The 16,135-nt window shown below is 57.5% G+C and carries 14 protein-coding genes; 8 read left to right on the forward strand and 6 right to left on the reverse strand.

All coding sequences use genetic code 11. The features are described from left to right. Window positions 1-124: 124 nt before the first annotated feature. Together ACXAIC_RS12160 and ACXAIC_RS12165 are read left to right on the forward strand one after the other, a co-directional pair. Window positions 125-439: an integration host factor subunit alpha gene (locus tag ACXAIC_RS12160; protein WP_023003819.1), complete on the forward strand. Its 315-nt coding sequence runs from the start codon at window positions 125-127 to the stop codon at window positions 437-439. A gap of 10 nt (window positions 440-449) precedes the next feature. Then, window positions 450-1,034, forward strand: coding sequence for a MerR family transcriptional regulator (locus tag ACXAIC_RS12165; RefSeq protein WP_475178741.1), 585 nt, complete (start codon window positions 450-452; stop codon window positions 1,032-1,034). 288 nt (window positions 1,035-1,322) lie between these two features. Here the strand turns inward: ACXAIC_RS12165 and ACXAIC_RS12170 are convergent, their stop codons facing one another. From ACXAIC_RS12170 to ACXAIC_RS12180, 3 genes are all read right to left on the reverse strand, one after another. Continuing rightward, window positions 1,323-2,813, reverse strand: coding sequence for a hypothetical protein (locus ACXAIC_RS12170; protein WP_475178745.1), 1,491 nt, complete (start codon window positions 2,811-2,813; stop codon window positions 1,323-1,325). A 581-nt stretch (window positions 2,814-3,394) separates the two neighbouring features. After that, the gene (locus ACXAIC_RS12175; protein ID WP_475178748.1) at window positions 3,395-4,594 is read right to left on the reverse strand and encodes a glycerophosphodiester phosphodiesterase family protein; all 1,200 of its coding nucleotides are present in this window, start codon (window positions 4,592-4,594) and stop codon (window positions 3,395-3,397) included. 39 nt (window positions 4,595-4,633) lie between these two features. Next, window positions 4,634-5,869 carry a cytochrome P450 gene (locus ACXAIC_RS12180; RefSeq protein WP_475178750.1) on the reverse strand — a complete coding sequence of 412 codons (1,236 nt, stop codon included), beginning with the start codon at window positions 5,867-5,869 and terminating at the stop codon, window positions 4,634-4,636. Between the two features lie 258 nt (window positions 5,870-6,127). Between ACXAIC_RS12180 and ACXAIC_RS12185 the strand changes: the two genes are divergently transcribed. Continuing rightward, a complete protein-coding gene (locus tag ACXAIC_RS12185; protein ID WP_475178753.1) occupies window positions 6,128-6,331 on the forward strand; it encodes a hypothetical protein in 204 nt (67 codons plus the stop codon). Window positions 6,332-7,237: 906 nt separating this feature from the next. Next, window positions 7,238-7,810: a hypothetical protein gene (locus ACXAIC_RS12190; protein ID WP_475178757.1), complete on the forward strand. Its 573-nt coding sequence runs from the start codon at window positions 7,238-7,240 to the stop codon at window positions 7,808-7,810. Here ACXAIC_RS12190 and ACXAIC_RS12195 read toward each other — a convergent pair. From ACXAIC_RS12195 to ACXAIC_RS12205, 3 genes are read right to left on the reverse strand one after another with little or no spacing between them, the layout of a single operon-like run. Further along, entirely contained in the window at window positions 7,731-8,243 is a 513-nt protein-coding gene (locus ACXAIC_RS12195; RefSeq protein ID WP_475178759.1) for a hypothetical protein, read from the reverse strand. The genes ACXAIC_RS12190 and ACXAIC_RS12195 overlap by 80 nt on opposite strands. After that, complete coding sequence (locus tag ACXAIC_RS12200; protein ID WP_475178763.1) at window positions 8,243-8,452, reverse strand: hypothetical protein; 210 nt, start codon at window positions 8,450-8,452, stop codon at window positions 8,243-8,245. The genes ACXAIC_RS12195 and ACXAIC_RS12200 overlap by 1 nt, the downstream gene beginning before the upstream one ends. A 5-nt stretch (window positions 8,453-8,457) precedes the next feature. Beyond that, window positions 8,458-8,667, reverse strand: coding sequence for a hypothetical protein (locus tag ACXAIC_RS12205; protein WP_475178766.1), 210 nt, complete (start codon window positions 8,665-8,667; stop codon window positions 8,458-8,460). Window positions 8,668-9,414: 747 nt separating this feature from the next. Between ACXAIC_RS12205 and ACXAIC_RS12210 the strand changes: the two genes are divergently transcribed. From ACXAIC_RS12210 to ACXAIC_RS12225, 4 genes are all read left to right on the forward strand, one after another. After that, entirely contained in the window at window positions 9,415-11,562 is a 2,148-nt protein-coding gene (locus ACXAIC_RS12210) for a TonB-dependent siderophore receptor (protein WP_475178771.1), read from the forward strand. A 77-nt stretch (window positions 11,563-11,639) separates the two neighbouring features. Further along, window positions 11,640-12,719 (forward strand): alpha/beta hydrolase, encoded by a 1,080-nt coding sequence (locus tag ACXAIC_RS12215; RefSeq protein WP_475178772.1) that lies wholly within the window; start codon window positions 11,640-11,642, stop codon window positions 12,717-12,719. A 59-nt stretch (window positions 12,720-12,778) separates the two neighbouring features. Next, window positions 12,779-13,828: a helix-turn-helix transcriptional regulator gene (locus ACXAIC_RS12220; RefSeq protein WP_475178776.1), complete on the forward strand. Its 1,050-nt coding sequence runs from the start codon at window positions 12,779-12,781 to the stop codon at window positions 13,826-13,828. A gap of 418 nt (window positions 13,829-14,246) precedes the next feature. Continuing rightward, the gene (locus tag ACXAIC_RS12225) at window positions 14,247-15,326 is read left to right on the forward strand and encodes an IS5 family transposase (protein WP_475178780.1); all 1,080 of its coding nucleotides are present in this window, start codon (window positions 14,247-14,249) and stop codon (window positions 15,324-15,326) included. Window positions 15,327-16,135: the final 809 nt, after the last annotated feature.

A 16,135-nucleotide genomic window follows, 5' to 3' on the forward strand; every position in this document is an offset into this window, starting at 1 on the left:
CGACAAATGTGATCTTGAGGCAGAGTTGCGGTTGACCGGCCCGCTTTGAGGCAATACCGTAAGCGCCTGCGTTGAAGTTCTCTTTCAAAATCAGCCAGATCAATGGCGTCATTGTGGAGGGGTTATGGGCAATCGGACTATTACCCGTGCGGATCTGTGCGAAGCCGTTTATCAAAAAGTCGGCTTGTCGCGCACAGAATCGTCAGAATTGGTCGAACGTGTACTTTCTGAAATTTCAGACTGTCTTGTGACTGGAGAATCGGTAAAATTGTCGAGCTTCGGGTCGTTTGTGGTCCGTTCCAAAGGGGAACGCATAGGCCGCAATCCGAAGACCGGCGAGGAAGTACCGATTTCACCGCGCCGTGTGATGGTTTTCAAGCCGTCCAACGTTTTGAAACAGCGGATCAATGATGCGCTGACAGGACAGGCAAGCAAGTAATCGGAACGGAATGAGCTCTCAGGACAAAAGCCCGGACGCCTTTCGAACAATCAGCGAAGTCGCAGAAGATCTGGACTTGCCGCAGCACGTGCTCCGGTTCTGGGAGACCAGATTTTCCCAGATCAAGCCGCTGAAACGGGGAGGCGGACGGCGCTATTACCGTCCTGATGATGTCGAGCTCCTGAAAGGCATTCGCCATTTGCTCTATGGCGAAGGCTATACGATCAAGGGTGTCCAGCGCATCCTGAAGGAGCAGGGCCAGCGATTTGTTATGCAGATCTGGCGGGAAGACGCCTCGCCGCTCCAGGCCGTGGCCAGTCAGGCAAATGATGCCCAGGAGGCCGTAGCCCCAGCGCCTTCACAGATGCCGGCTCACACAGACGCCTTGCCAAGCGGGGTGCTGGCGGATGACGGGCCGGACGCCGCCCAGGCGCATTCTCAAACTGGTGGGCTGAACATTCTCAACCGTTTGCGGGGCGATAAAGCCTCCCAGGGAGTGGGGCAGGCCGCCGTGTCCCGGGAAGATATCCGTCGGCTACAGGCAACCCTGTTCGAACTGCTGGAATGCAAGCGCACTCTGGACCAGGCGCGCTGACGCTTCTTAGGCGGGCAGAACGCTGGAACCTGCCGCGTTATTGTGAAGACAAACAGTCTTGCCTTTCACTTTAACTCTTTGATCTCATACATAGCGTCATTCCGGGGTTCACTCTCCTTTAAGCCCTCTTGGGGCGTGTGCTACGACCCCGCATCATAGGCTCAGGAGAGTGGCCGCCGGAATTACGCTATGTATCAGGAGAGTGACCGCCGGAATGACGCTATGTATCAGGCCGCCAAGGGCAGCTTCGCTAAAACGCGATTTGCCACGATGGCGCTGATCCGGCGGTCAACCGGATTTTCTTGGAAAAATCTTACCCATGAGGCGGGAGCCATTGGCCCCGTTTGCTTTCGCGCGCCGGGATTTTTCTATCGGTAGGCTGACCTGAGCTTCCCGGGCGAAATCCCTGAGTTCGGCCATGGACATACGCCCATTCGCTCGTTTGACGGGCTGTGGCCGACTGCTCTCTGGTGAGGGCGGGGTGTCAGGAACAGGAGTGCCGGTGTTCGCCGGTTCTGTTACCGCCAGCCGGGCAGTCAGCGCAGCCGCATCTTCGGTGAAAGCCGTTTCCGGCTCCGGCAAGTCGTCAGGAGAGGGAGTGTGGTCATCCTCGCCGCTATGCGCCACCGGGGTGATCTCCGGCGCGGGGCCGGACATTTCCGGGACAGCATCTTCAGCGGCTTGCGGGGCTTCGTCCGCGCCGCGTTCCTCCGGGGGCGTAAATTTTATCGCCGCAAGCCGGTCCAAGATGGCTGCATCAATCGGGTCACCCGGATCAAGCTTCGGCTCGGGCGTGGTGTCCGGATTGCCAGGGCTTGTATCAGCGAACACCTCTTCCAGTTCGTCTTGCGGCTCTTTCAACCCGTCTTCTGCGAAGGCGCTCTCGTCCTCGTCCAGAGCAGGCGGCGTATAGATATGGCTGGGCGCTAAAGGCGGCTGAAAGGTGAGGGTGGTCCGTGCGGGCCGCACCCCTTCCGCGGGTTGCCGGGTGAGGGGCAGATCAAGAGCGCCGGTCTCCAACTGGCTTGCCTCCCGCACAACGTCCCCGGCCTTCAGGGACTGGGCGACAAAGTCATACGCCTGTTCCACCAGAACGTTCGCAGGTTCCGGACAGGGCGGAATGTCAATCATGTGACCCGTCAGCCATTGGGCGCCGGATGTGGCAACGCCGGTAAGCGCTTCACCCGTATGGGGGTCCTTGCGCACATGGATGAGGCAATGGAGATAGAGCAGCAACGGATTGCTGGCTTCGGCGATCCGTTTGAATGATGCGGCGTCCAGGTAAAATGTGCTTGGGCCCCAGAAGACAGCCTCGGCGTCTGTTTCTGCAAGAATCAGAAGCGCAACCGCCTTTGCCAGCGCCATGGCTTTGAAACTTTCAGCAGCGGTTTCAAACGCGGCTTTTGCTCCACCGGCCTGGCCGTCTTCACTGGAGGCCGTGGAGCGCGGCTGAACAGAAATATGGGTACAGGCGATCAGGTCCGGATCAATGGAGGGTGCATAGCTGACATTGCTTTCAAAGGAAAATGTGTCCAGCGCGATCTGGAGATAGTCATCTTCCTTGAACGGCACTGACTGGGTAATCTGAAGCTGCAGGCCGCCGCACAGAAAACAGAAATCCAGATTCGCAGAACTTGCGATCAGCGAACAGGTTTCGGGCTCAAGGCCGATGCCTGCTGCAGCTTCCTCGACGAGGGCCGTGAGGGCGGGACGGGGGAGCGGCTGGAGGTCCCGGAAAAGGACCTGACAGTCCACGCTTGCAAGCGGGTGCGTTTTCAACGGTTTGACCATAAATGTTCAACGAAATCGGACGAAGCGTAAACAGAATAGGTGAAGAAGTACTTATCAGACTTCGAAACAAATTGATTTGAATTTTAGAGGCCGCGAGGGCTGCAGGGTTGCTGATGGAACTTAAGTGACGCAGCGGCCGGACAGGGCGTGTGGAAACATCGAGCAGGGGGTGCGCATCTGTGCACGGTACAACCGGACAGGATGAGGTTCATCGCATCACCACAGATCAGCATTTCCACATCCGTATCATTGGCACTGGAAAGCAGGCGGCAGCTTTCCTCTGGAACGCCCACCATATGAACTGACTTGAGCACAAGGTGAGATGGGGTCCTGTTCATTGCGGTTGGTATTCCTATCTGACACGGTCAGAGGGGCGGTTTGCGAATGAAGAAGCTGGCCGTTTACGTTATGCAGCGGAAATGTTTTCAAGTGTCTGACCGCACACAGGCTTGGAAATCTACGGGCAGACTAGAAATGAGCTGTAAAAACCGGCTGGCAACCGGCAGAAGTCTGCCAGTTTTGGAGCCGGGCAGCGGCGGAGGCAGGCGGCAACGGGCGGCAGGGGCGCGTCAGGGTAAGCCCATGCAGGAGGCGTAGAAACTGGTTGTTGCCGGCCAGTCCGAAAAGACCCCTTTGACACCCGCATCTCGGGCGAGCACGTCGAGCACTTCCAGCATCTTGCCATCACTGTTAATGGCCGCGCTCACCGTCTGATAGTACCAGCCGCCGCCGCTGGACAGAGGTCCGGAGCGTTCCAGGGTCCAGGTGATCAGGTTGAGCCCGGCGGCCTTGGCCTCCCGCGCGTAGACGGATGGCACGATTTTGCCGTCCTCAAGGCTCAACAGAACAAAGAGCGGCGGGGCCAGATAGTTCAGCCCCATGGCCTTCAACTCCGCCATGGAAGGTTGGAAGGTCGACGGATCTTGAGGGTCGAGATCCCTGCGCCCATCGAGATAAACGGCCTGTTTGCCGAAGTCCGGTTCGTTTTGGATCCAATAGAGAATGTCATCGAGATTAAAGGACTGAGCAAAGACATCTTCGGGCGGAATGCCCGCGTCCTTGTATGCATCGATCAGTTTCTGGGCATAGGCGGCCTGGGTGAAGCCGTCAAAGGGCATGGCCACTTTGGGCGCTTTCAGCTCGGGGGTGAACTTGACCCCCAGATGCTTGAATAGGGCAATGGACTCCGCGTGCGACAACAGAGTGCCAGTGCCGCCATAAAGCTCCGTGCGCCAGGGTGCCGTGCCTTTTTGGTAGTCGTCTGCCGTTTGGGCCGTCTTGTCGGCGCTGTCCATCTTGCCACGCAAGCTCTTAAACTCGGCAAGGGTAAGGTCCGACGTGCGGCACTCGGCAGAGGCCAGCGTACCATCTTTTGCAGGCGTGAAACCGGAGGTGCAATTCCCGGCAAGGTCCGTGGTCAGAATGTTGGTTGTGGTGTGCAGATCATTCTGGGAATGGCGGCAGACCAGTTCCTTGTCCTTGGTGAAGGTGACGTCGCATTCCAGAATGCCAGCCCCCATCATGGCTCCTGCGCGATAGCCTTCTTCGGTGTGTTCGGGAAATTGTAGCGGCGCGCCGCGATGGCTGATGGAAAAAAGGCTCCGTTTTACCGGCTGGCCGATGCAGCTTGCCAGCTTCTCCTTCAAGGGTGTGTCCGCCATCTGGCTGACCAGATAGGCAGGGCGGGGCCCGAGAGAGATCGTGTCTGCAAGAAGAGCGGCTGGAAAGCTGCCGGTTGCAAAGGCAATGAGAAATGTCCAGAAGCGCATCAAAGTCAGCCTTTTGTCCGTTTGTGTATCTGCGCTCAGCTATGCCGGTTGCCAGGCAATCCGAAGTCTCTCCGGCCCGCGCACAGAGAGCCCGCGTTTGTAGGGCACTGTGGCATCGGCCAGCTCGATTGTCTTGAACCGATTGAGGAGGAATGAGAAAATAATATCCATATCGAGCCGGGCCAGGTGGTTGCCAAGGCAGAAATGGGCGCCGCGGCCAAAGGCGATGTGCCAGTTGGGCGCGCGGCCGACGTCAAATCTGTCCGGGTCCGGAAACTGCGCCGGATCCCGGTTGGCAGATCCGTAAAGCACACCGAATTTGGTTCCGCGCGCAAACATGCGGCCGCAAATCTCCACCTCTTCGCTCGCGTAGCGGTGGAAAAAGGGCAGGGGTGATTCATATCGGAACATTTCCTGGACCGCTGTCTTGATCAGGGCGGGCTCCTCCCGCAGCCGCTGCATCTGGTCCGGGAAGGTCAGCAGTGCATGAAGGCCGCTACCCAGAACATCGATGGTCGAGCCGTGACCGGCCATCAGGATCAGCATGGCGGTGGAGAAAAACTCGTCATGGGAGATCTGCCCCTGGCGTTCCGCTTCGATCATCAGGGAGAGGAGATCGTCCTTCGGTGCGGCTTCTCGTTTGGCCTTCAGCTCTTGAAGATACAGGTAGAACTCGGTTGTGTTGCGCTCCGCCAGCTCCTTGCGGGCATCGGACCGGTCAATGTCGAAAAACTGGACGATGTTCTCCGACCAGATGCGCAATTGCGGGCAGTCTTCGTCGGGAAGGCCCAGAACCCGGCCAATGATGTGGCCCGGGACATGGGCGGCGAGATCCTCGATGAAGTCAATCCCGTCCCGCTCCGCCAGCCCGTTGATCAGGCCGCTCACATAGGTCTGGATGTGCTCGCGAAGCGTGTTCACCATTTTCGGAGTGAACAATTTGAACACTTGTTTGCGCAAACGGTCATGGACCGGCCCGTCGCTATCGAGCAGGGAGAACTGCACAAAGCGTGCATGATGGGGCATGTCATGCCAGTTGTCAGCCCGCTTCTGGGCCGCAATTTCCTCCGCAGATGCGATGTCCTCCATGGACCGGACCATTTTGTCATGCATCACGATCTGACTGACATCCTCAAACCGGGAGGCGAGCCAGACATCGAACGCGTTGAAATAAGTCAAACCGGGCCGGGCGCGAAGATCTGCATAGAACCGGTAGGGGTCTTGCGCGAAGGCGGCCGACAGGGGATCGAATGAAAGGTCTGTGGACTGGCTCATTCCGGGCTCATCAGCGAGGCTTTAAGGGTTTATACTTGCGATTCTTATCACGGTCGAAGATTCGGCCGCGATATTGCAAGAGGTTTAAGGCTTTGTATCTGAGTTTTCGCCAATTTCTTGCGTTTTTCAGAGCTGCACTGTGCAGAACTGGGGATAGCGTGGAAAGGGAAAAACTGACGATACCGGCTTTGGCTGGAGGTTCTTAACGATGCCTTAACGGGTGTCGGTGGGGCGCCGGTGAGTGTGTGGCGACCAAATATGCGTGAGGCCGAAATGCAAGTGCCAAAGGCTTTGAGGGAAGAGTACAATACCTTTTTGAAGGAAACCGGCTTCGACAATCCGGATCCTCAAGCACTGCTCATGGAACTCGCCTCCCTCAGCATGGAAGTTTATCTCAAGGAAATCGCTTGGTTGTCCGAATTTATCGGCAAGGTGACCAGCAATGCCGAAGAAGCGGCTTGAGGAACGGGCTGATCGAAGTCCATCAGGCGCAAGCCGGGATTTGAGAGGCGGCTTGGAGGTTGTCGACCCGCGAACAGGCTGGCCTTTCGCTGCCTTTCCTTCAGATTTTTCAACGTGAAAGACAAAGTGGGTTCAATCCGGATGAATGCGGTACACACTGGAGCCCGGGTTGCTGGCGCTGCATCTGCGGCGTGACTTGCGGCGCAATGATCAGCAGCGGTGAGGAGCCTGTTTATTGCCTCCAGCTGAGCGTTCCCTGACCGATGTCTAGCAAGGCTGGTTGGGAGAAATGCCGCTTTGCTCTTCATCTTCAGAATACGCTCAGCTGCCGGGCAGGAGAGTGATTGCGTCTTTCCAGGGAATGTTCATGTCATAGTTGTGGCTTTGACTGTATTTGAATACTTAAATAGATTTAGCATCTTGAATGCTCTTGAGGTGGTATATCTAAGGCTGCATCCTAACAAAATTCTGTATTAGGGTGCGAGTGTCGCGCGGATTTTTGATGGTTTCTTAAAATATATAAAATTTTACTGAAATTGAGGCGGCTCTGTTTTCCAAGAAATCTTCAATTTATGGTAAATTAGGTACTTTTTTCTAGTCAAAAAAAACGATACCGATTAAATGTGTCCCCTTGAAGTCAGGGGTTGCTTGGCGCTGTTTTGGGGCCGTGAGCAGCCGGTTTCTCAGGAAGACTGGAAAAAGATCGTCCCGTTTATTCTCACCGTCCGCATCCATTCGGATCAGTTTGTCAGCCAAATGGGGGGTTCCTTGGGACCTGAAGACGTCTCTACGTTGTTTAACGCTTATTCCGCCTGCCGGGCGCGGCTTTATACTCTTGGATGCTCCGTGAGGGTGCTGAGGGACTTCGGCGAGGTTGTGCCGCTGCTTGAGGCGTGCGGAAAGAATGTGACTCCTTTTTTCCACACCCGGTTTTTTGATTTCAACGGCCATAACGGGTTTTGCCATGTGGCGCTGGAGGGCGATGAGCCGGTGTCATTCTATTGCAGCCAGCTGTTCGACACCGGCAGTATGACTTATCTGGCGTATCACCGCACGCAATTGAGCCGGCTTTACGGGCCCGAATATCCGGTCGATCTGGACTGGGTCTGTCCACCGATGACCGACATTCAGGGCAAGGTGATTTATTCAGGAGATGCGCTCAACGTGTCCGGGCATGGCTCGGCCCGCAAGTCTCTGGAGCGTCTGGGGTTGATTGCGCGCATGAACCTTTATCTGGGACTGGCCACCTGGAAGGATGCAACTGCCTGCCTGGGGCTGGCGCGGGCGGACCGGGTGAGCAAGTCCCTCGGCGGCGTCTATGGGGCGTTCCACACCTATCCCTATGCAACGCGCTGGCTCAATCCGCCGGAGGACCGCAAACAGGATGATGTTTTTCTCTTCAATTTGCCAAGAGACGTGCTTTATCTCGCAAAAATAGATTGTCGTGAAACTGGGCCGACGTCGGAAGCGTCAGATTGACCAGAACCGGCTTTGGCGTTCCCAGCCAAAGCTTTTCGATATATCGGTAGTAGCTGACAGGCAGGTGGGTGAGGGCGCCGGGGGGCGCCACATCCATTTCCACAAGCTCAAACACCCGGTCGCCCTGGGTGGCTCTGGCAAAGCCTCCGGCCACGGCCCGGTCGAATGCCGGGTCCTGATGGCGGATTGCACTGGCAATGTCGCTGCCGAAATGCCCTTCCATCACGTTCTTGATGTAGCTTTCCTTGCCCACATAGCCGATCTGCGGAATATGATCGCCATCGGCAGCGGCCGAAGTGAAGACCACCCGGTGGAATTGAGGCATGTGGGATTGAAAGACGCTGCCAGTATGGCGCAAGAACGCTTCCAGCTCCCGGATATAGTCTCCGGCCAAGCCTTGCATATTCGCAGGATCTACGCGTTTTATATGCATTAATGCGCCTCCGCCTGACGCAAGAGTTCGATCATTCTGTGGCAATTCAGCAGGATCTCGGTTCGCTCTTCGGGCGAAAAGTCCCGCCAGTCCGTACGGCCATCATAGCCTTCAATGACGGAACGCACAAAGCTGCGGATGACAAAACCGCCATCGAAGAGGTCCGCATAGGCTTCTGCCTCTCTGGAAAGAAAGCTGTGCGTATCCATCGCGCTTAGGCCTCTTTCAGGCTGCGGAAGGCCCGCAGCACAACAAAAGTGTAGACCTCCATGGAGAGGGTCTGCTGGCGGCGGCTCAAGAGCATGTCGAGCCGTTCGCGCAGGTCGCTCAAAAGCACGTCATCGCTCATGCACGCATAGCCCCCGGCACCTGACCCGCTGGGGCCGCTGGTCAGCTCATCAATCATGTCTTCAAACAGGGACATAGAGCACAGGTCCGGAATCACGTCTCGACTGGGAACGCGGGGCGCCGCTACTCTGCTGCATCACGACCCTTGGCCATGTGTGCAACAGGAAAACTAACAATTCTTTTCATTTGGGGTAGAGGCAAGGAAATTTGAACAAGAAACCCAGGGAAAATTCGTTAAATGGATAATATGTTGCGTAAATCGTCAAATTTTCTCCTTTTGTGGTTGTAATTTTCCCGAGAGTGACCTAGCGGAATCAGGTGTTGGAGCATGCGTCTCCCGCATCCGGGGCGATGGTGATTCTTGGCTCGTCTGCGACCATGCGTCTCCCTCTCGGGAATGCCGAAGCGCCAGCAGGACGGAATTTTGAAGGGCGACGCCCTGTTCAAACCGGCCCCTTCAAATTCGCCACCGTCCTGTGTCCGGCTTCTGTCTGGCGGGGGACATCCCCGAAATCCCTTTCTTCTGCGCGCAGGACGAGCCGGGTGTTTCCCCCGGATTTGCCCTTGGGAGATTCTGGAAGGGAAAAGCCTATTCAATACAGAAATTTGCCTCAAACGAGAAAGGCAAGAAAGGGAGCGGGCAGCTCCCCGCAGCGCTGGTCAGTGCGGATGGAAGCAATCGGCAAGGGGGCATTTCGCAAAGGAAATCGGTGTTTTGGCAGAGGGGGACGGTCTTGAGCCTTAAGGCCCGTCTCCGTAGCTTGCGCAAACCTGAAAAGAATACTCATGTTTATGCAGCTTGCGCTGCTTGGGGGCTGTCACGATGACATACGAAACCGCACACAGAACCGGCCGCAGAGCGCGCAGCTCTCTCATGACGGCGCTGATGGCGAGCACCATTCTGGGGGCGGCGCCGTCCGCGTCGCTGGCAGAAGACGAAGAGGCAACGGTGCTGGAAACAATCGTTGTAAAAGGGACCAGCTATGAGACGGAAGGCACGGAAAGCTATGCCAGCGAGCTGGTGAGCGTGGGGGAAAAGGAAGTGGTCCCGGTGCGTGAGATCCCGCAATCCACCCATGTGATCACCCGGGAGAAGCTGGAAGATGGCGGCTATACGTCCCTCGATACGGCCTTGAGGGAAACGCCTGGCGTGCTGGTGCTGGCCAATGATGATGGCCGCTCCAGCCTGTATTCCCGGGGCTTTGAATATGACGTGCTCTATTTCAACGGTCTGCCCGCGCCCCTTTCCAGCATTTACGGCACTCAGCCGGATATGGCGATCATCGACCATGTGGAGATCCTGCGCGGGCCGTCCGGTCTTTTTGGTGGCACGGGCGAGCCGACCGGGGCGATCAACATGCGCCTGAAACAGGCCCGGGATGTGTTCGGCGCCTCCGGATCCGTTTCCGGCGGGTCCTACGGCAATATCCGCGGGGATGTGGATGTGACCGGACCCCTGAACGGAAGCGGCACCTTGCGCGGCCGTTTTGTCGGTGCCCTGCAGCATCAGGACAGCTGGGTGGACGGCGTTGAGAACGGGGTCGGGGTGGCCTATGGCACGCTCCAGGCGGATCTGAATGACAGCACCAAGGCCACCCTCAGCGTCAGCCATATGCAAAAGGACATCACCCCTTTCAACGGCCTGCCAACCCTGGCGGATGGCACTTTGCTGGATGTCGATATTTCCACCACCACCATTGCCGACTGGAACCGGTTCAACAACAACGTGACCGATTACATCGCGGAGCTGGAGCACGAGTTTGACGGCGGCGGCCACGCCAAGGTTTCCGGCCGGTTTTCAGACCGCTATGTCGATTTTCTCTATGGCTATGCGGGCAGTTCAGCGGCCGCCAATGGCGACGTGTCGCGCATGTCTTATCTGGGGCGCAAGTTCCATGAGCAGTCACTGGCGCTGGATGCCCATGTCAGCAAGCCGTTCGAGCTGTTCGGCCAGGAGCACAATATCATTGTCGGTGCGGATTACCGAAAGGTGATCAGCGACATGAAGCAGGCACGCGGCAATATCAGCGGCAGCTTCAATATCTACAACTGGAACACGGCCGTTGCCGAACCGGATCTCGACTATTCCACCGACACAAGCTCCGATCCCAGCCAGTTGGGCCTGTACAGCCAGCTGCGCATCCGGCCCATGGACCGGTTGACGCTGGTCGGCGGAGCCCGGCTCACCTGGTACAATTCGGAAACCACGGACAACACCACCGGCGATGTCTCCGACAAGATCGACATCGACAACCACTTCACCCCCTATGCCGGGGCGACGTTCGACCTGACCGACTATGCCACGGTCTATGGCTCCTACAGCGCCATCTTCCAGCCCCAGTCGGAGACTGACATCAACGGCAACATCATCGATCCGCGCGAGGGGTATCAGTATGAGACCGGGCTGAAGAGCCAGTTTCTGGATGACCGCCTGTTTGCAAGCGCGGCCCTGTTCTGGATCGAGGACACCAACCGGGCGATTTCCGATCCGGACAATCCGGGCGCCTATCTGTCGCAAGGCAAGGTCCGGGTGCGCGGGGTGGAGATGGAGGTGTCAGGCAGTCCGCTGGAGAATTGGGATGTCATGGCCGGCTACACTTATACGGACACCGAAGACCTGGACAGCGGTGAGGCGTTCAGCACCGTTACACCGCGCCACATGTTACAGCTCTGGACCAAATACACCTTTGACGACCGGTTCAACGCACATCTGGACGGGCTTTATGTCGGCGCGGGCTTGCGGGCATTCTCCGACTTTTACAATGTCAGCCGGGGCACGACCATCAAAGCGCCGGGCTATGCGGTCGTGGATGCCTTTGCCGGATATGACCTCAACGAGCACCTGAGCGCGCAATTCAATGTCGATAATGTCTTCGACAAGAAATATTACGAGCGGATCGGCGGCACCACCGTATTCAATTTCTATGGCAAGCCGCGCACCTTCAATCTCAAGCTGGCGGTCAAGTTCTGACCGCCGCGCCCTGCCGCGCGCCAGCCCGGCGGAGTGTCGAACAGCACGGCCTTCTATCGATTCCAAATATGAGAAAAATGCTCAAAAAAGCTCTGGTCCCCATCACCATGATTTTCCTGTCGTCTGCCTGCGCGCCGCCAGCGGATGCTGGTTCCGGCACCCCGGCCAAGAGCACCACCACCATCACAGTCACCGAAGCGGCAGCGGCAAAAACCAAAGCCGCAGCACCGGCAGAGCCCCTGCCTGCGGCCGTCGCCGTGCCTGGGGCGGTGGCCTATCCCTTCACGCCAAAGGGGCTTGAAACCGGGCTGACCCTCTATGTGTCCAGGCCGGAGGGCCCTCCGCCGCCTCAGGGCTATCCGGTGCTCTATGTCTTTGACGCGGATCTGTCATTCATTCCCCTCGCTGGCATTGCCCGCCTGACGGCGCTTTCCGCACGGCGCGCGCGTCTGACACCGCCACTGATTGTCGGCATCGGCTACAAGGACCCGGCGGATTTCAAAACACGCCGCACCTATGACTTGACCCCGCCTGCTGACCGCTATGATCTTCCCGAGCGGCCCAATGGCCGCCCCTGGCCAAAACTGGGCGGAGGGGAGGCCTTTGCAAAGGTTCTGATTGACGAGATCAAACCCTTTGTTGCCGCGCGCTATCAAATCGATCCGGACAATGAGACCCTGGCCGGGCATTCTCTGGGCGGGCTCCTGACCCTCCATATTCTTCTGACCCGGCCGGAGGCCTTTGACCGCTATGTGGCGGCCAGCCCGTCGCTCTGGTTCAACGGCCGTGCGACCATGACCGCGCTGATGGCGCGCCAGGAGGAGGGGCCGAGCAAGGGGTCTGGCGGCGGCCAGAGGAAAATTCCCCTGCGCCTCAGTGTTGGTGGCCATGAGGAAAAAATCTCCAGCTGGGCGCTGAAGAGCGGCATGTCTGCGAAAGACCGGCAGGCCTGGCTTGACGCCAATCAGATGGTCACAAACGCGTCGGAGCTTGCCAGCCACCTCAAAAAGGTGGACGGGTTTGTTGATGTCTCCTTTGAAGTCTATTCCGGACTGGAGCACATGCCCGCCAGCCTGCCGGCGCTCTATCATGCGGTGCAATTTGCCGCCGACCCGGATGTGTTCAAAGCGGGCGGGGCTGACAGCGGCAAAGATTAACTTGACTTTTAAACTCAAGTATTAGAGGTAATCAGCAAAGATACACTTATGAGAGCAGCATGTTTGTGCCCGTCAGCCACGGCAATCACTATGTCACGCGCCAAAAACTCGACACTTTGACCCTGACGGCGCCCGGCTGGCAGGTCGTCGAACCGGCGCTGGCAGGGGAGACGAGGCTTTTGCGCGGCAATATCGGCTATTTGCAGCTTCAGCCCGGCTTGAGCGTACATTTCGCCGATACGGAAGAGCTGAAGGGCATGACGGTTGAAAATGTCTGCGATCCGCGGCTCGTCCTGTCGATTTTCCTGCAAGGCCATATCTCGGCCAGTTTTGGCGGCCTGCCGATCCCCATGCCGGTCTACTGCGCTGAGAAAAAGGCGTGGCAGCCAGTGGCGCTTCTCAGGTGGAACGCACAGCCCCAGCCCTTCAGGCGGCAGAGCCGGCGTGGCGACCGCCTGCGGAAAATCGTTATCACCATGACCGCCGGCTGGCTGGCAAAGCTGGCGGAGGCCAGCGGCACCGACCTTCAGGCTCTTGTCAACCTGTCAGGCCAGGAGACCGACGGTCAGACGGTCAGGGAGACGCATCTGAGCGGCACGGATCTGGCCATCCGGTCCTGGGAGCCCTCCGCCCACAGCATTGCCCAGGCCGAGCAGATCCTGAGCCTGCCAGAGGGGCCGGAGCATGTCCGCCGCCTCGCCCTGGAAAGCCGGGTTCTGGCGCTGATCAGCGAGGCGTTCAGCCAGCTGCGCACGCACGGTCAGGAGGGCCCTGCGTCTCGGCTGCGGCCCCATGACCACGAGCGGCTGAAGGCCATTGACCATTTCCTCAACAGTCACACCGGACAGACCGTGTCCGCCTTGGACCTGGCCAAGGGGGTGGGGCTCAGCCTCAACGCCCTGCGCCGCCTGATCCTGACGGCCCGTGGCATGTCGCCGGGCAAATATATCCGCGCCTTCATGCTGGCCTATGCCCGTCAGGCGCTTGAGATGGACGGCGTCTCCATAGCTGAAGCCGCCTATCTGGCGGGCTATTCCTCCCCCGGCAACTTCACCACCGCCTTCAAACGCCACTTCAACATCTGCCCAAGCGCGCTGTCGAAACGGTAGGCTCGGATATCGAAGACAAAGCTGTTTTACCTGCTTACCGGTCTGTTCTGGCCGCTGCGTTTATTGGGATTGATGCTTTGGTTCGACCGCAATGGGACGCTGGCGGCCGCAACGTTCTTGGACTTATCGTTTTTCCGCCTGTGCAGATTGATCGCCTGAGGCTCAACATCTAGCCGGAAATAATGTGCAAGTGGCCTTGAACTTGAGTTGTGAGGTTCCCGTATCCGGAAAAAGCAATTATGTCCGTCGCAGCGCATGTGTTGATGGGGCGCGGATCGCGCCAAGTACGCTTTTGCTTCTTCAGCTAACGGCAAATGCAACGAGCGCCGCAAAACGCCAATGCAACCAGCTGGACACCCGCAAAAACCCTCGCGTTGAGCGGTGATATCTGATTCACTGGCTCCATGGAGGTGCGGTGATGCATCCAATGAGCCTTTTCAGTTTATCCGAGCATCTTGAACGTCTGAGCAAGGACGGCGACCCGCTTGAGGTTCTGTCTGCCACAGTCGATTTTGAGTATTTCCGTGACTGGCTCGTAGAGGGGCTGGGATACGGCAATGGGTCCAAGGGCGGGCGCCCGCCGTTCGATCCTGTTTCGATGTTCAAGGTGCTGATCCTTCAGGCGCAGCACAATCTGAGCGATGCCAAGATGGAGTTCATGATCCGGGACCGGTTGTCGTGGATGCGGTTCCTGGGGTTTGAACTGGGCGGGGCCACGCCGGATGAGAACACGATCCGTCACTTCCGCAACCGGATGACGGAGACCGGCACCTTGAAGCGCGTCATGAAGGCCTTCGACTGGCAACTGAAGAAGAAGGGCTACATCCCCATGTCCGGCCAGATCGTCGATGCGACCCTGGTTCCCGCGCCCAAGCAGCGTAATACCGAAGACGAGAAGGAAGCGGTCAAGGCGGGTAAAACGGCCAAGGAAATCTGGCCGGATGCGCCCAGCAAGGCGGCTCAGAAGGACACGAATGCCCGCTGGACGCTGAAGGTTGGCGGCAAGCCGCGCTTTCGGCCCGATGGCACGCCGCTGCCGCAAATCGCCCTGCCGGTGTTCGGCTACAAAAGTCATATCAGCATTGACCGGCGTTTTGGCTTCATCCGGGGATGCCATGTGACATCGGCCGCGGATGCCGATGGCCGGCAATTGAAGCACGTCGTCACCAAGGACAACACGGCCTCGGATGTTTGGGCCGACAGCGCTTACCGTTCGCAGACAAACGAGAAATGGCTGGCAGGCAACATGCTGGTGAGCCGCATCCACCGGCGCAAGCCTGCGAACAAGTCCATGCCAGAGGCGGCCGCGCGCGCCAATGCGAAGAAGTCCACGGTCCGCGCGCGGGTGGAGCATGTCTTTGCCCATCAGAAAAACCGCTACGGTCTGTTCATCCGCACGATCGGCCTCGCACGCGCCGAGGCGAAACTGACGCTGGCCAACCTGGCTTACAACTTTGACCGTCTGATTTTCCCTGAACGCGCCAAGGCCACAGCATAGGTGCGTCTGGTATCGGGCGCAGAGCGCATTTTGGCGGGTCAAAAACCCCCAAAACCAGAGAAAACGCGGAAAAATCGCACTCACCAGACTGAAAAAGCCGAAACCCGCGAATGCCGCATCAAAATGGAGGGTTTTTGCGGGTGTCCAGCTCCAGGCCGGATCAATTCGAATATTTCGGGGAATTTTTGAAAAATGGTCGGGCAGGCCGGATTTGAACCGACGACCCCTTCACCCCCAGAGAGTGATGTTTCAGAAAAAAACGCAGTAATCAGCCGTTTTTACAAACAAATACCGATGAAAAGTACAAAAAAATAGCCAGTTTTTGAGTGGTTTATGAGCGCAGAATTCGGTGGTTCTGATTTTGAAAACGATTCTAAAGTCGACTGATGAACCAGTCTTGTGAGCTTTGTAAGAGGTTTCTCAAAAGCGGGTTTCTCTGTTGATCATTCATTCGTTCATAATTCCTTACAGCGTAAGCGATTGCGCGTTGTAGCGGTGGAGCTGAATTGCCAAAAACTTCAGTTGCTAAACGCCTGACACGCTGGCGATCCATTTGTTGAAATCCGAGAAGAATAGCTTCTCGAAAAAAATGTAAATTCCCAAGTTGACGCTGCCTGTCAACAATTGCATTGGCGAGCGTTTGATCTTCGTAGCCTGGGCACGAGCAAAGTCGCAGTATAGGTATTTGGAATGGATAACTGCAGAGCTCTGCGCCCATTAGAGCGTTTCCCGCTTACTCCGGCTCATATCCTGCGGCAGCGAAGTAGTTTCTTGCCTCTGAGGGCGTGACTGCGTCTATCGCAGACGCG

This window comes from Roseibium sp. AWQ4_254, assembly GCF_056161025.1.

What these genes read in the sequence shown, in the direction of transcription:
- ACXAIC_RS12180 (WP_475178750.1), bottom strand. Translation starts at nt 5,869, where the DNA reads ATGAGCCAGTCCACAGACCTTTCATTCGATCCCCTGTCGGCCGCCTTC.
- ACXAIC_RS12225 (WP_475178780.1), top strand. Translation starts at nt 14,247, where the DNA reads ATGCATCCAATGAGCCTTTTCAGTTTATCCGAGCATCTTGAACGTCTG.
- ACXAIC_RS12165 (WP_475178741.1), top strand. Translation starts at nt 450, where the DNA reads ATGAGCTCTCAGGACAAAAGCCCGGACGCCTTTCGAACAATCAGCGAA.
- ACXAIC_RS12160 (WP_023003819.1), top strand. Translation starts at nt 125, where the DNA reads ATGGGCAATCGGACTATTACCCGTGCGGATCTGTGCGAAGCCGTTTAT.
- ACXAIC_RS12220 (WP_475178776.1), top strand. Translation starts at nt 12,779, where the DNA reads ATGTTTGTGCCCGTCAGCCACGGCAATCACTATGTCACGCGCCAAAAA.
- ACXAIC_RS12215 (WP_475178772.1), top strand. Translation starts at nt 11,640, where the DNA reads ATGCTCAAAAAAGCTCTGGTCCCCATCACCATGATTTTCCTGTCGTCT.
- ACXAIC_RS12205 (WP_475178766.1), bottom strand. Translation starts at nt 8,667, where the DNA reads ATGTCCCTGTTTGAAGACATGATTGATGAGCTGACCAGCGGCCCCAGC.
- ACXAIC_RS12200 (WP_475178763.1), bottom strand. Translation starts at nt 8,452, where the DNA reads ATGGATACGCACAGCTTTCTTTCCAGAGAGGCAGAAGCCTATGCGGAC.
- ACXAIC_RS12175 (WP_475178748.1), bottom strand. Translation starts at nt 4,594, where the DNA reads ATGCGCTTCTGGACATTTCTCATTGCCTTTGCAACCGGCAGCTTTCCA.
- ACXAIC_RS12185 (WP_475178753.1), top strand. Translation starts at nt 6,128, where the DNA reads ATGCGTGAGGCCGAAATGCAAGTGCCAAAGGCTTTGAGGGAAGAGTAC.
- ACXAIC_RS12195 (WP_475178759.1), bottom strand. Translation starts at nt 8,243, where the DNA reads ATGCATATAAAACGCGTAGATCCTGCGAATATGCAAGGCTTGGCCGGA.
- ACXAIC_RS12210 (WP_475178771.1), top strand. Translation starts at nt 9,415, where the DNA reads ATGACATACGAAACCGCACACAGAACCGGCCGCAGAGCGCGCAGCTCT.